The sequence below is a fragment of the Actinosynnema sp. NPDC023794 genome (genome assembly GCF_040639675.1).
GTDB classification, from domain to species: Bacteria; Actinomycetota; Actinomycetes; order Mycobacteriales; family Pseudonocardiaceae; genus Actinosynnema; species Actinosynnema luteola.
In genome coordinates this window covers 231,681-245,842 of record NZ_JBFAFR010000002.1, presented here as the reverse complement: position 1 = coordinate 245,842, position 14,162 = coordinate 231,681, and the positions used below count along the sequence as shown (strand labels likewise).

12 protein-coding genes are annotated in these 14,162 nt (G+C 72.2%); 4 read left to right on the top strand and 8 right to left on the bottom strand.

Annotated features, from left to right (window positions below; translation table 11 throughout):
- Nucleotides 1–219: 219 nt before the first annotated feature.
- Complete coding sequence (locus AB0H12_RS05635) at nucleotides 220–3,597, bottom strand: pyruvate carboxylase (RefSeq protein WP_499621088.1); 3,378 nt, start codon at nucleotides 3,595–3,597, stop codon at nucleotides 220–222.
- 457 nt (nucleotides 3,598–4,054) lie between these two features.
- Here AB0H12_RS05635 and AB0H12_RS05630 point away from each other — a divergent pair, with 457 nt between their 5' ends.
- Nucleotides 4,055–5,290 carry a hypothetical protein gene (locus AB0H12_RS05630; protein ID WP_499621087.1) on the top strand — a complete coding sequence of 412 codons (1,236 nt, stop codon included), beginning with the start codon at nucleotides 4,055–4,057 and terminating at the stop codon, nucleotides 5,288–5,290.
- A gap of 20 nt (nucleotides 5,291–5,310) precedes the next feature.
- Here AB0H12_RS05630 and AB0H12_RS05625 read toward each other — a convergent pair whose 3' ends face one another.
- The 3 genes from AB0H12_RS05625 to AB0H12_RS05615 form a co-directional block, all read right to left on the bottom strand.
- Nucleotides 5,311–6,120, bottom strand: a complete 810-nt coding sequence (locus AB0H12_RS05625; RefSeq protein WP_499621085.1) for an SCO4651 family lipoprotein — start codon at nucleotides 6,118–6,120, stop codon at nucleotides 5,311–5,313.
- 89 nt (nucleotides 6,121–6,209) lie between these two features.
- Nucleotides 6,210–8,414, bottom strand: a complete 2,205-nt coding sequence (recG, locus tag AB0H12_RS05620) for an ATP-dependent DNA helicase RecG (protein ID WP_499621083.1) — start codon at nucleotides 8,412–8,414, stop codon at nucleotides 6,210–6,212.
- A gap of 14 nt (nucleotides 8,415–8,428) precedes the next feature.
- The gene (locus AB0H12_RS05615; RefSeq protein ID WP_499621081.1) at nucleotides 8,429–10,021 is read right to left on the bottom strand and encodes a DAK2 domain-containing protein; all 1,593 of its coding nucleotides are present in this window, start codon (nucleotides 10,019–10,021) and stop codon (nucleotides 8,429–8,431) included.
- 145 nt (nucleotides 10,022–10,166) lie between these two features.
- On the opposite strand from AB0H12_RS05615, the gene rpmB reads away from it, so the two are divergent.
- Entirely contained in the window at nucleotides 10,167–10,358 is a 192-nt protein-coding gene (gene rpmB, locus AB0H12_RS05610; RefSeq protein ID WP_033437952.1) for a 50S ribosomal protein L28, read from the top strand.
- A 199-nt stretch (nucleotides 10,359–10,557) separates the two neighbouring features.
- On the opposite strand, the gene AB0H12_RS05605 is transcribed toward rpmB, so the two are convergent.
- The 4 genes from AB0H12_RS05605 to AB0H12_RS05590 are packed head-to-tail and all read right to left on the bottom strand — an operon-like array spanning nucleotide 10,558 to nucleotide 13,235.
- Nucleotides 10,558–11,232 carry a uracil-DNA glycosylase gene (locus AB0H12_RS05605; RefSeq protein WP_499621080.1) on the bottom strand — a complete coding sequence of 225 codons (675 nt, stop codon included), beginning with the start codon at nucleotides 11,230–11,232 and terminating at the stop codon, nucleotides 10,558–10,560.
- Nucleotides 11,233–11,246: 14 nt separating this feature from the next.
- Nucleotides 11,247–11,768 carry a gamma carbonic anhydrase family protein gene (locus AB0H12_RS05600; protein WP_230567739.1) on the bottom strand — a complete coding sequence of 174 codons (522 nt, stop codon included), beginning with the start codon at nucleotides 11,766–11,768 and terminating at the stop codon, nucleotides 11,247–11,249.
- A gap of 16 nt (nucleotides 11,769–11,784) precedes the next feature.
- Nucleotides 11,785–12,255: a GNAT family N-acetyltransferase gene (locus AB0H12_RS05595; RefSeq protein ID WP_499621078.1), complete on the bottom strand. Its 471-nt coding sequence runs from the start codon at nucleotides 12,253–12,255 to the stop codon at nucleotides 11,785–11,787.
- Nucleotides 12,256–12,269: 14 nt separating this feature from the next.
- On the bottom strand, nucleotides 12,270–13,235 hold the full coding sequence (locus AB0H12_RS05590; RefSeq protein ID WP_499621077.1) for a thiamine-phosphate kinase: 966 nt from the start codon (nucleotides 13,233–13,235) through the stop codon (nucleotides 12,270–12,272).
- Nucleotides 13,236–13,332: 97 nt separating this feature from the next.
- On the opposite strand from AB0H12_RS05590, the gene AB0H12_RS05585 reads away from it, so the two are divergent.
- Complete coding sequence (locus AB0H12_RS05585) at nucleotides 13,333–13,566, top strand: Lrp/AsnC family transcriptional regulator (protein WP_015104517.1); 234 nt, start codon at nucleotides 13,333–13,335, stop codon at nucleotides 13,564–13,566.
- Between the two features lie 20 nt (nucleotides 13,567–13,586).
- Entirely contained in the window at nucleotides 13,587–14,156 is a 570-nt protein-coding gene (locus AB0H12_RS05580; protein ID WP_499621076.1) for a DUF3515 domain-containing protein, read from the top strand.
- Nucleotides 14,157–14,162: the final 6 nt, after the last annotated feature.

Sequence of the window (14,162 nt, the reverse complement as noted above, 5' to 3'; positions counted from 1 at the left end):
CAGGCCCGATTTGACATGGGTTCGGGTGCCGTTGGCTGGACGAAGCCGGGCAGGTTTGGCGGACGCATTTCCCGCCAAGCCTGCCCGGCTTCGTCCAGCCTGGGGTGCACGTAAGGGCCCCACGTCACATCGAGCCGGCCTCACCCCGGAGCAACCACCGGAGCCAGACCCCACCCGACCCAACCCAGGCCACCCCACCCGACCCGCAACAACCAACCCTCACTCCAACACGATCAACAGATCCCCACCCTCGACCTGCTGCACCCCGCGCACCGCCAGCCGCTTCACCCGCCCGGCCTTGGGCGCGGTGATCGCGGCCTCCATCTTCATCGCCTCGATCGTCGCGATCGTCTGCCCGACCTCGACCTCTTCGTCCTCCGCCACGCTCGGCGTGACGACACCGGCGAACGGCGCCGCGACGTGCCCCGGATTGCCCCTGTCCGCCTTCTCCGCCACCGGCACCTCGGCCGCGATCGAGCGGTCACGCACCTGGATCGGCCGCAACTGCCCGTTCAACGTCGCCATCACCGTGCGGATACCGCGCTCGTCCGCCTCGCCGATGGCCTCCAGCCCGATCAGCAGCCGCACACCCGGCTCCAGGTCGACCTGGTACTCCTCCCCGGGCTTGAGCCCGTAGAAGAAGTCCTTGCTGCCCAGCACGCTCGTGTCGCCGTACGCGTCCCGGTGCGCCAGGAACTCCTTCGTCGGCGCCGGGAACAGCAACCTGTTGAGCGTCGCGCGCCGGTCGTGCTCCAGCCCCTTCACGTCGTCCTCGGTCAGCTCCGCCACGCCCTTCGGCGCGGCGCGGCCCTGCAACGCCTTGCTCCGGAACGGCTCCGGCCACCCGCCGGGCGGGTCGCCCAGCTCACCGTGCAGGAACCCGATCACCGACGCCGGGATGTCGAACCGACCCGGGTCCGCCTCGAACTCCTTCGGCGAGACGCCCGCTCCGACCAGGTGCAACGCCAGGTCGCCCACCACCTTGGACGACGGCGTCACCTTCACCAGCCGACCGAGCATCCGGTCGGCCGCCGCGTACATGGACTCGATCTCCTCGAACTTCTGCCCGAGCCCGAGCGCGACCGCCTGCGTCCGCAGGTTCGACAGCTGCCCACCGGGGATCTCGTGCGAGTAGACCCGCCCCGTCGGCCCGGGGATCCCCGACTCGAACGGCGCGTAGACCTTGCGCACCGACTCCCAGTACGGCTCCAGGTCGCACACCGCCCGCAGGTCGAGCCCGGTGGACCGCTCCGTGTAGTCGGTGGCCGCCACGATCGCCGACAACGGCGGCTGCGACGTCGTGCCCGCCATCGACGCCACCGCGCCGTCCACCGCGTCCACCCCGGACTGGATGGCCGCCAGGTACGTGGCGAGCTGCCCACCCGCCGTGTCGTGCGTGTGCAGGTGCACCGGCAGGTCGAACTCCTTGCGCAGCGCCGTCACCAACCGCGCCGCCGCCGGCGGGCGCAGCAGGCCCGCCATGTCCTTCACCGCGAGGACGTGCGCACCGGCCCCCACGATCTGCTCGGCCAGCTTCAGGTAGTAGTCGAGCGTGTAGATCCGCTCGTCCGGGTTCGAGAGATCCGACGTGTAGCAGAGGCACACCTCGGCCACCGCCGTGCCCGTCTCGCGCACCGCCTCGATCGCCGGCCGCATCTGCTCCACGTCGTTCAGCGCGTCGAAGATGCGGAAGACGTCGATACCCGTCTTCGTCGCCTCTTCGACGAACGCGCTGGTCACCGCCTCGGGGTACGGCGTGTAGCCCACCGTGTTCCGACCGCGCAGCAGCATCTGCAGCGTGATGTTCGGCACCGCCTCACGCAGCGCCGCCAGCCGTTCCCACGGGTCCTCGGCCAGGAACCGCAGCGCCACGTCGTACGTCGCGCCGCCCCACGCCTCCAACGACAGCAGTTGCGGCGCCATCCGCGCCACGTGCGGCGCGATGGCCAGCAGGTCCTTCGTCCGCACCCGCGTCGCCAGCAACGACTGGTGCGCGTCGCGGAACGTGGTGTCGGTGACGGCCAGCGCCTTGCTCTCCCGCAGCCAGCGGGCGAAGCCCTCCGGCCCCAGCTCGTCCAGCTTCTGCTTCGACCCCGCCGGCGGCTCGGCGTTCAGGTCGACCACCGGCAGCTTCACCCTCGGGTCCACGACGGACGGGCGGGGGCCGTTCGGCTTGTTCACCGTCACGTCGGCCAGGTAGGTCAGCATCCGCGTGCCGCGGTCGGCGGAGTGCCGCGCCGTCAGCAGGTGGGGGCGCTTCTCGATGAACGACGTCGTGACGCGACCCTCGTAGAAGTCCGGGTCGTCCAGCACCGCCTGGATGAACGGGATGTTCGTGGACACGCCCCGGATGCGGAACTCGGCCACCGCGCGCCGCGCCCGCGCCACCGCGGCGGAGAACGTCCGACCGCGGCACGTCAGCTTGACCAGCATCGAGTCGAAGTGCGCGCCGATGACCGTGCCCGCGCCGGTCGTGCCGCCGTCCAGCCGGATGCCCGAGCCGCCCGGCGAGCGGTAGGCGCTGATCATGCCGGTGTCCGGGCGGAAGCCGTTGGCCGGGTCCTCCGTGGTGATGCGGCACTGCAGGGCCGCGCCGCGCAGCTGCACAGTCTCCTGGCTCAGGCCGAGGTCGTCCAGCGACTCACCGCCCGCGATGCGCATCTGCGACTGCACCAGGTCCACGTCGGTGACCTCTTCGGTGACCGTGTGCTCGACCTGGATGCGGGGGTTCATCTCGATGAAGACGTAGTTGCCGTTCGGGTCGAGCAGGAACTCGACCGTGCCGGCGTTGCGGTAGCCGATGTGCCGGGCGAACTTGACCGCGTCGGCGCAGATCCGGTCGCGCAGCTCGGGCGCGAGGTTCGGCGCGGGCGCGATCTCGATGACCTTCTGGTGGCGGCGCTGCACCGAGCAGTCGCGCTCGAACAGGTGCATCACGTTGCCCTCGCCGTCGGCGAGGATCTGCACCTCGATGTGCCGCGGCTCGACCACGGCCTGCTCCAGGAACACCGTCGGGTCGCCGAACGCCGACTCCGCCTCGCGTGACGCGGCTTCCAGGGCCTCCCTGAGCGCGGCGGGCTCTTCCACCCGCCGCATGCCGCGCCCGCCACCACCCGCGACGGCCTTGACGAACACCGGGAACGCGATGTCCTCGGCGGCCCGGACCAGGGCGTCGATGTCGCTGGACGGCTCGCTGGACTTGAGCACCGGCAGGCCGGCCGCGCGGGCCGCGGCGATCGCGCGCGCCTTGTTGCCGGTCAGTTCGAGCACGTCCGAGGGCGGCCCGACGAACGTGATGCCGGCGTCCGCGCAGGCCTTGGCCAGCTCGGGGTTCTCGGACAGGAACCCGTAGCCGGGGTAGACCGCGTCGGCGCCCGCCTTGCGCGCCGCCTTGATGATCTCCTCGACGGACAGGTAGGCCCGGACGGGGTGGCCGGGCTCGCCGATCTCGTACGACTCGTCGGCCTTCAGCCGGTGCAGGGAGTTGCGGTCCTCGTGGGGGAAGACGGCAACCGTGCCGGCGCCCAGTTCGTAGGCAGCGCGAAAGGCCCGGATCGCGATCTCGCCGCGGTTGGCGACAAGAACCTTGCGGAACATGCGGCGTTCCCTCCCGGTTACTCGGCGAGTCCCGCCCGAGGCGCGGGCGGGACTCGGTGAATCAAGGCACGCTACCGTGCGCTTCCCGCCCCTCGGGAGTTCCATCTCACGTGACGGACGTCATCGTGATCGTTCACTCCCCCGGTCAAGGCGGGCGCGACCAGGGATCACGCCCCGGGATTCTCCCTTGCGAGGTCGCCTGGCGCAGCCCCCACGCGTGCGGCGGATCGACCGGCGCGCGACGAGACCCCTACCGCACCACCCGCCCGCCGGCGTTCACCCCGCACGGTGGATCACCGGCTCGTTACGGTGCGTTCGCCGCATCGGGTGACTACGCCCGGCGACTTCTCGGTAGGGTTGGCCCATGGCCGGGGCTGAAGGGACTGGGCAGCCTGCTGCCCGCACCCATTTCGACGTCGTACTGCGCGGGTACAACCAGCGTCAGGTGAACGAACGGGTGACGCGGCTCGAGTTCGACCTCAAGAACTCGAACCGGGCCCGGGAGGCGGCGTCGGCCCAGGTGGCGGAGCTGGGCAAGCTCCTCAACTCCACCCGCGCCGAGCTCGACAAGGTCAAGTCCCAGCTCGGCAAGCTGGCCACGAGCCCTTCCAGCGCGTCCAACGTCACCGAGCGCGTGCGCGTGATGATGACGTTGGCCGAGGAGGAGATCGCCGACATCCGCAAGGCCGCGCTCGACCAGGCCAACGCCACCCGCGCCGAGGCCGAGCGGGCGGCGGCCGAGGGCAAGGCGGCGCACCACCGCGCGATGGGCGAGCTGGAGGACCGGCGGCGGCAGCTGGAGGCCGCCCACCAGCAGCGGACCACCGAGCTGGAGCGGCAGTACGACGAGCGCCGCACCGAGCTGGAGCGCTCGCACGAGGAGCTGCGGGCCAAGCTGACCGCCGAGCACGAGGCGTTGATGGCGGAGTCCCGCGCCGACCGCGAGAAGCTCACCGAGGACTTCGAGGCGAAGACCGCCGGGCTCGAGGCGAAGCGGGTCGAGCTGGAGCAGAAGTACAAGGGCTACCACGACGACCTCGACAAGGAGTACGACGAGCTGCGCACCAAGCTCCGCAAGGAGCACGAGGTGCACGTGGTCGAGGCGAAGGCCGAGGCCGTGAAGCTCCTCGAAGCCGCTCGGGCCGAGGCGGCGGCGCTGCGCGCGGAGACCGAGAAGCAGGTCGCCGAGCTGGAGGCCGAGGCGCTGGCCAAGGCGGAGCAGGCGGTGAGCGAGGCGAACGCGCGCGCGGAGAAGACGGTCACCGAAGCCGACGCCCTCGCCGAGAAGACCATCACCGAGGCCGACGCCCACGCCGACCGCCGCACCACGGCGGCCGACGAGAAGCTGGCCGAGCTGCACCGCGTGCACCGCGCGTTGAGCGAGCAGTTCGCCGCGGCGCAGGAAGCGGTGTCCCTGGCGGTGGCCACGCTCACCCCGCTGGACGAGGAAGCCACGGCCGACGGCGACCCCGCCGACGCGGCGGCCGGCCGTGCCGCCGACAAGGCGACCAACGCCGCCGACGCACCCGCCAAACCGGCGACCGCCAAGCCCGTGCCCGCCAAGCCGACCGGCACGAAACCCGCCGGCACGAAACCCTCCGACGGCAAGCCCGCCACCAAGGCCAAGGACGCCGACCCGTCCGAGCAGCCGACCACCCAACTGCCCGTCCCCAAGGGCAGGCAGTCCAAGTAGTCCGCGCCCTACCCCTCCGCCTACTGGGGCAGCTGGTCGGCCGGCACGACCTCACCCGGCGCCGGCACGGTGATCTCGACCGGTTCGCCCCACCTGCGGAACCGGGTCGTCGACTGCTTCACGACCTTGCCGTCCAGCTCGAACCGGTACTCGGCCCGCACCGGCGCGCTGGTGTCGTCCACCCACACCGACGCCGAGATCGTCACCCCGTACTCGGCCAGCTGGGTGTGCTGCAACTGGATGTCCTGGTCCTCGATGACCTTCGCCATCTTCAGCGCGTCGACCACCAGGTCGAACCGCGTCGCCGGCACCCCGTCCACCTGCTCGGACGACTTGCCCACGATCAACGCCGCCCGCGGCTGCACGTAGTCCAGCTCCGCGCCGGGCGTCGCGCTCGGCCCGAAGCCGCGCAGCAACGCGGACACCTCGCCACCGCTCGCCGACGGGTAGAAGCCCCACTTCTTGCCCGCGGGCATCGGCGCGCCCTCGACCTGCACGTACGTGCCGTCGCGCACGACCACCAGCGCGATCTTCTTCGGCCGGCCGCCGGTCGACACGTCCATCGTCATCGCCCCGGTCACGCCGTCGCCGTCCCGCCGCAGCGTGCCGTCCACCACGTTGCGCACCTCGGTGGCCTGCCCGTCCGACGCGAACCCCTCGGTGTGGAACGTCGCCGTGCCCAGCTCCACCCGCCGTTGCTCGATGCGTTCGGCGAGCACCGCCAGATCGCCCTTGGGCGGCGAAGACGTGGTCGGGGCCGGGTCAGCGGCGGGCGCGGCCGTGCAGGCGACGAGCACCAACGGAACCAGGACGAGCAGGAATCGGCGCACAAGCCAGGGTAACCGGCAGCGCGACCAGCCCTTCCCCGCCCACCGGCACCAGCCACCGGGCCGACCGAGCCCTCCGGACACCGAGCGGACTACGCCTTCTCCAGGTACTCCGCCCGCTCGTCGTCCAGCAGCCCCGCCACGAGCCCGGCCAGCCCGGGGTTCGCGGTCAGCTCCGGGTCCGCCTCCACGACCTCCTGCGCCACCACCCGCGCCTCGGCGATCACGTCCTCGTCGCGCAGCAGCGACAGCATCTTCAGCCCCGACCGCTTGCCGGACTGCGCCGCGCCGAGGATGTCGCCCTCGCGCCGCAGCTCCAGGTCCAGCTGCGCCAGCTCGAAGCCGTCCAAAGTGGACTCGACCGCCCGCAGCCGCTCCATCGTCGACGTGCCGTCCGGCATCTCGGTGACCAGCAGGCACAGCCCCGGCGCGCTGCCCCGCCCGACCCGCCCGCGCAGCTGGTGCAGCTGGCTGACCCCGAACCGGTCCGCGTCCATGATCACCATGACGGTGGCGTTGGGCACGTTCACGCCGACCTCGACCACGGTCGTGGCGACGAGCACCTGCACCTCGTTCACCGCGAACGCCCGCATCACGGCGTCCTTGTCCTCCGGCGGCATCCGGCCGTGCAGGATGTCGATCCGCAGCCCGCGCAACGGCCCCTCGGCCAGCTTGTTCGCCACGTCCACCACCGCGAGCGGCGGCCGGCGATCGGAGCCGTCGTCCTTCGGCGAGCCCTTGGCGGGCTCCTTCGGCGGCGCCTCCCCGTCGTCCTCCGCGTCGCCGTCGCCGATGCGCGGGCACACCACGTACACCTGGTGGCCCTTGCCGACCTCCTCGTGGATCCGCTGCCAGGCCCGGTCCAGCCAGCCCGGCTTCTGCGCCACCGGCACCACGGACGTGCTGATCGGCGAACGCCCCTGCGGCAGCTCGCGCAGCGCGGACACCTCCAGGTCGCCGTACACCGTCATCGCCACCGTGCGGGGGATCGGCGTGGCCGTCATCACCAGCACGTGCGGCGTCGACCCGCCCGCGCGCCCGCTCAACGCGGCCCGCTGCTCCACGCCGAACCGGTGCTGCTCGTCCACCACGACCAGCCCCAGGTCCGCGAACTCGACCTTGTCCTGGATCAACGCGTGCGTGCCGACCACGATCCCGGCCTCGCCGGACACGATCTCCAACAACGCCCGCTTCCGCGCCGCCGTCGCCATCGACCCGGTCAGCAACGTCACCCGCGTCGCGTGCTCGGCCCCACCCAGCTCACCGGCCTGCCCGAGGTCGCCCAACAACTCCCGCAACGACCGCGCGTGCTGCGCCGCCAGCACCTCGGTCGGCGCGAGCATCGCCGCCTGCCGCCCGGCGTCGACCACCTGCAACATCGCCCGCAACGCCACGATCGTCTTGCCCGAGCCGACCTCCCCCTGGAGCAGCCGGTTCATCGGGTGCTCGCCGGACAGGTCCCGGACGATCTGCTCGCCGACCTCGCGCTGCCCCGCCGTCAGCTCGAACGGCAGCCGCGCTTCGAACGCGTCGCGCACCAGGCCGTCCCGGGGCGGGCACGCGGGCGCGGGACGGGCCGTCGCCGAACGGCGGCGCTGCGCCAACGTCAGCTGGACCGCCAGCGCCTCGTCCCACTTCAACCGCTGCTGCGCGACGGTGATCGCGGCCCAGCCGTCCGGCCGGTGGATGTCGCGCAGCGCCTTCTCCAGCCCGATCAGCCCGCGCGAGGCCCGCAGCGACTCGGGCAGCGGGTCGTCCGCCACCCCGTCCCACACCGCGAGGACCTGCTCGACGCAGTTGGAGACGTTCCACGACTGGATGCCCTGCGCCGCCGGGTAGACCGGGATCATCGCCCCCGCGAAGTCCGCCGCCGCCACGCCCTCGCCGTCGAGCACCTGGTAGTCGGGGTGCGCGAGCTGGAGCTTGCCGTTGAACATGCCGACCTTGCCCGCGAACATCGCCTCACGGCCCGGCAGCAGCTCCCGCTCGACCTTGCGCGAGCCGCGCCCGAAGAACACCAGGTGCAGGTCGCTGGTGCCGTCGGTGATCACGGCCTCCAGCAGCTCGCCGCTGCGCGACTTCATCCGACGCTGCCGCGCGCTCTTGACCCGCGCCTGCACGGTGACGTGCTCGCCGAGCTCCAGCCCGGCGATCTCGGTCAGCTTGCCGCGCTCGTCGTACCGGCGGGGGTAGTGGCGCAGCAGCTCGCCGACGGTGGTCAGGCCGAGCCCGGCCTCCAGCGCGTCGGCGCTCTTCTTGCCGAGCACCGACACCAGCTTCTCGTCGAAGGTCGTCATCCCGGCCTATTCAACTACTCGACACCGACAGTCAGCAGCGCGTCACGCTGCCCGCCCGGGTAAGCGGCGAGTTCGACCTCCGGGTGGGCGACGCGCAGGTGATCTTCCAGCACCCGCTCGACCCCGTCCGGGGCGGCCCGTCCCCACAGCACGGTGACCAGCTCACCGCCGCTGGCGAGCATCCGGTCGACCAGCCGGCACGCCAGCGCGCCCACGCCGGCCGGGTCGGGCTCGATCAGCACGACCTCGCCGTCCACCATGCCGAGCAGGTCGCCGGGACGGCACCGGCCGACCCAGGTGATCGCCTCCCGGTCGGACACCGCGACCTCGCCGCGCCGGGTGGCCGCCGCCGCCTCCGCCATGGCGACCACGTCGTCACCGGCGCGCCGGGACGGCGAGTGCACGGCCAGCGCCGCCAACGCCTGCACCGGGGAGAACGTCGGCACGACCACGACGTCCTGACCTGCGGCGACGGCTTGCGTGACGGCCTCGTCCAGCGGTTCGCGCCACGTCGGGTCGCCGGGCAGCACGGTCACCTGCCGCGCCCGCGTGCTCACCACCACGGCCAGCAGGTCGGCCGCCGTCACCTCGTCACCCGGCTCGAACACCACCGCGCCCTCGGACCGGAACAGCTCGGCCGCGCCCTCGCCCTCGACGAGCACGACGATCGCCCGGTCGCGCACGAACCGGGGGGCCTGGGCGGCGATCTGGTCGGCGAAGCGCGCCACCGTGATCCGGTGCGGCCGGCCGGCCCGGATGCCCGCCTCCACCGCCGCGCCGATGTCGTTGCAGTGCACGTGCACGGTCCACAGCGCGGCGCCGTCGCCGACCACGGACACGCAGTCGCCGATGGCCGTCAGCCCGGCCTTCAACGCCTCCACGTCCGGCGAGCCGTCCAGCAGGTACATGACCTCGTACTCGAACTCCGACGACCCGGCCTCGCGCGCGGTGGTCAGGGGCTCGCGCGGCACCGTGACGACGACCGGCACGTCCTCGACCGCCCGGCCGGTGATCACCGCCGCCAACGTGTCCAGCAGCACGACCAGACCCCGCCCGCCCGCGTCGACCACGCCGGCCCTGGCCAGCACGGCCAGCTGGCGCGGCGTGTCGGCCAACGCCTCGGCACCCGCCTTCGCCGCGACCGTGACCACCTCGTCCAGGTCGTCGGACGGGCAGTCGCGGGCCGCCTCGGCCGCCGCGCGCAGCACGGACAGCACCGTGCCCGCGACCGGCTCCGAGACGGCGGCGGTGGCCAGTTCGTCGGCACGCCACAACGCCCGCCGCAACGACGCGCCGGACGCCGTGGAGGCGCCTTGGACGGCCTCCGCCAGGCCGCGCAGCACCTGCGACAGGATCACCCCGGAGTTGCCCCGCGCACCGGCCAGCGCGCCCCGCGCGAGCGCGCCCAACGCCGCGCCGACCGTGTCGACGGGTGTCCTGAGCAGCGCGTCCAACGCCGAGCGCATCGTCTGGAGCAGGTTGGTCCCGGTGTCGCCGTCCGGCACGGGGAACACGTTGATGCGATCGATGGCCTCCCGGTTGGCGTCCAGCGACCGAACACAGGCGTCCGCCCACTGGCGCACCGCGACCGCATCGAGAGCCTGCATGCCGGCGAGGGTATTCGACCCGGTTTGGTGGCAGAACGCGCCACCGGCTACCCTGTCTGGGTTGCCATGCCCGGCTGAGGCTTGTGCACGCTTGCGCGCCCGCCGGGGCGTGAGTATCGATCAGGAACCTTAAGGAGTGGCTGACGTGGCTGCCGTGTGCGACGTCTGTGGCAAGGGGCCGGGCTTCGGCCATTCTGTCTCGCACTCCCACCGGAAGACGAACCGCCGGTGGAACCCGAACATTCAGACCGTGCGCGCGAAGGTTTCCTCTTCGACGCGGCAGCGGCTGAACGTGTGCACCTCGTGCCTGAAGGCGGGCAAGGTGGTGCGCGGCTGATGACCCGCGCCTGAGCTTGGCGAAAGGGCCCCCGGGAGCGATCCCGGGGGCCCTTTCGGCGTACAGCACGGTTCCGGCGCGGTCGACTTCCCCCACGGCGTCGCCCGCGCGCCCTCGCCATCAACGCCCTACCAGGCGGCGACCTGGCTCCGCCTGTGGACAACCGCGAAACGCAGCCGGAGCCACCGCGAAGCCGGAGCTACGGCAGCTTCCAGTCGATCGGCTCGGCGCCCTGCTTCACCAGCAGCTCGTTGGCCTTGCTGAACGGCCGCGAGCCGAAGAAGCCGCCTGCCGCGGACAGCGGGCTCGGGTGGACCGACTCCACGCAGCGGTCGGCGCCCAGCAGCGGCTTGAGGGCACGTGCCTGGCTGCCCCACAGGATCGCGACCAGCGGCGCGTCCCGCTCGGCCAGCGCCTTGATCGCCTGCTCGGTCACCGGCTCCCAGCCCTTGTTGCGGTGGGAGTTGGACTTGCCCGGCTGCACGGTCAGCGCCCGGTTGAGCAGCAGCACGCCACGCTCGGCCCACGGGGTCAGGTCGCCGTTGGTCGGCTTGGGGTGGCCCAGGTCCGCCACGTACTCGGTGTAGATGTTGATCAGGCTCTTCGGGATGGGCCGGGTCTCCGGCGACACCGAGAAGCTCAGCCCGACCGCGTGCCCCGGCGTCGGGTACGGGTCCTGGCCGACGATCAGCACCCGCACGGCGTGGAACGGCTGCTGGAACGCCCGCAGCACGTTCTCCCCGGCGGGCAGGTATGTCCGCCCCGCGGCCACCTCCGCCCGCAGGAACTCGCCCATCGCGGCGATGCGATCGGCCACGGGCGCGAGTGCCGCGGCCCAGCCGGCTTCCATGATCTCCTCAAGCGGACGTGCCACGGCGGGACCCTATCTCAGTCCAGGCGTCGCAGCTCCTTGCGGTACAGCAAGATGTTGTTCACGTACTTGTCCACGGCGAACTGCCACGCGCCGTCCGGCACGACGTACCCCTCGCGCACCCGGGCGGGCACGCCGAGCGCCATCGACCGGGCGGGCACGTGCCCCTCGAACGACACCACCGCGCCCGCGCCGACGATCGCGCCGGTCTCCACCACGGACCCGTTGAGCACCACCGATCCCGAGGCGATCAGGCACCGGTCGGCGATGGTCGCGCCCTCGATGTGCACGTTGTGCCCCACGACGCACTCCGCGCCGATCAGCGTCGGGTGGACCTCGGTGCAGTGCACCACCGTGCCGTCCTGGATCGACGTCCGCGCGCCGACCTCGATGCGCCCGTAGTCGCCGCGCAGCACGGCCTGCGGCCACACCGACGCGTGCGCGCCGATCCGCACGTCGCCGATCACCGTCGCGTCGGGGTGCACGTAGGCGTCCGGGTGGATCACCGGCTCGAAGTCACCCAACGCGTAGATCGCCATCCGGTCCTCCCGGCCCTCAGAGATCCTTCGCGAAGCAAAGGCTTTCGGGATCATCCCGGTAGACGCCGAAGTTGTCGATGCGCGCGTATCCATTGGCCCGGTAGAGCCCGATGGCCTCGGGCTGGCGCAACCCGGTCTCCAGCACCATCCGCGTGCGCCCGGCCGCCCGGGCCGCCGTCTCCAGCGACGTCAGCACGATCCGCGCCAGTCCGCGCCCGCGCAGGGCCTCGCCCACGTACATGCGCTTGATCTCGGCGTCGCCGGGGCGCAACGAGTGCTTGGCCACGTCGTGCGCGCGCCACCCGCCGCACGCCACCGGCACGCCGTCGAGGTACCCGACCACGAAGTGCCCCAGCGGCGCGGCGAACTCGGCCGGGTCGACCGGCGTGACGTCGCCCTCGCCGTAGCGGTCCACGTAGACCTGCTGGAGGTCGGTGATCAGCTTGACCGAGTCTGGATGGTCATACGCCAGCGTGCATAGTTCCACAAACGCGAGGCTACCTACCGCCAGTGCTCCCAGCCAGGGGGTTTCTCGTACGCGCGCCCGTCGACGGTCACGCCGCTGCCGTGCCGGACCGTGCCGATCGTGCGCCAGCCCTCGGGAACGGCCCCCGGTTCGGGGAACGTCGCCGCCAGCGCGTGATCCTCGCCACCGGTCAGCGCCCAGTGCCGCGCGTCCGCGCCGAGCGCCGCCGCGACGTCGATCAGCCGCGGGTGGACCTCCAGCAGTTCCGTGCGGATGTCGATGCCGATGCCCGACTCGTCCGCGATGTGCCCGAGGTCGGCGAGCAGCCCGTCCGACACGTCGATCATCGCCGTCGCGCCCGCCGCGGCGGCCTGGGGCCCGGCCTCGTAAGGGGGTTCGGGGTTCCGCTGCGCGCCGACGACCGCGACCGGCGACCGGAAACCGCGCTGCAGCACGGCCAACCCGCCCGCCGCCCAGCCGAGCCGTCCGCAGACCGCGACGACATCACCCACTTGCGCGCCTGAACGGGTGACGGGCTCCAACCCGCCCATGTCACCCATCGCGGTAACGGAGATCACCAGTGTCGCGGACGACACCATGTCGCCGCCCACCACGCCCGCGCCCGCGACGGTCGCCTCCTGCCACAGCCCGGCGGTGATCCCCTCCACCACGGAGGAGGGCGTGTCGGCCGGGCACGCGAGGCCGATCAGCAGGGCCGTCGGCATCGCGCCCATGGCCACCACGTCGGCCAGGTTCACCGCCGCCGCCTTGCGTCCCACCTGCTCGGGAGACGACCAGTCGAGTCTGAAGTGGACACCTTCGACCAGCACGTCGGTGGACACCACCACGCGGCCGTCGGGCACCGCGACCACAGCCGCGTCGTCACCCGGCCCGAGCAGGGTGGTGGGCGGCTGCGTCCGACCTGCCGTCACCCGGCGGATGAGACCGAACTCACCCACCTCAGCGACCGTGTCCGCGTTGCGCGGCGGCTCCGGACGCAAGATTGCCTCCCGTTCTGAGCATTCGGAACCCCAACTGGGGTACGTTGCTGTGCACGTTCCTACCCCGACCTAACCTGTCGCGACGAAGGGGCACGCCGTGGTGCACGCATACATCCTCATCCAGACCGAGGTCGGGAAGGCAGCCGCCGTTGCGGCGGAGATCTCCGGCATCCCCGGTGTGGCCACCGCGGAAGACGTCACCGGCCCGTACGACGTCATCGTCCGCGCCGAGGCCGACACCGTCGACCAGTTGGGGCAACTGGTGGTCGCCCGCATCCAGAACGTGGAGGGCATCACCCGAACGCTGACCTGCCCGGTGGTGCACCTGTAGGTCCGTGTTGTCATAGCCGGGTGGCACAGGAACCGGAACCCGCTCCACCGCTCCCCCGCCCGTTGCTCGCCGTCGCCATCGGGCTGACGGCGCTGCTCGTGGTGGGCGTCGCGGCGGCGGGTCTCTTGCTCGGCGACGACGACTCCGCGGACCCGTCCGCCGTCCACACCGGGCCCGTCGCGCTCGTGCCGGTGCCCGCGCCGAAGGCCGAGTCGGACGAGTGCGAGGCGCTGCTGGGCGCGCTGCCCGCGCAGCTCCTGTCCAGCGGCGTCACGCTGCCTCGCCGCGAGCTGGCCGCGCCCGCACCGGCCGGCGCGGTGGCGTGGGGTGACGCGCACCACGAGCCCGTCGTTCTTCGGTGCGGGCTGGACCGTCCCGGTGACCTCACCCCGACCTCCGCGCTGCGGGTGATCTCGGACGTGCAGTGGCTCGAGGTGTCCGAGGGCGGTTCGGCCACCTGGTACGTGGTGGACCGGCCGGTGTACGTGGCGCTGACCGTGCCGTCGGACGCGGGCACGGGACCCTTGCAGGACGTCTCGACCACGATCCGGGACACCCTCGCCAAGGGCCCCGTGGACACCAGGGGCTAGTGCGGT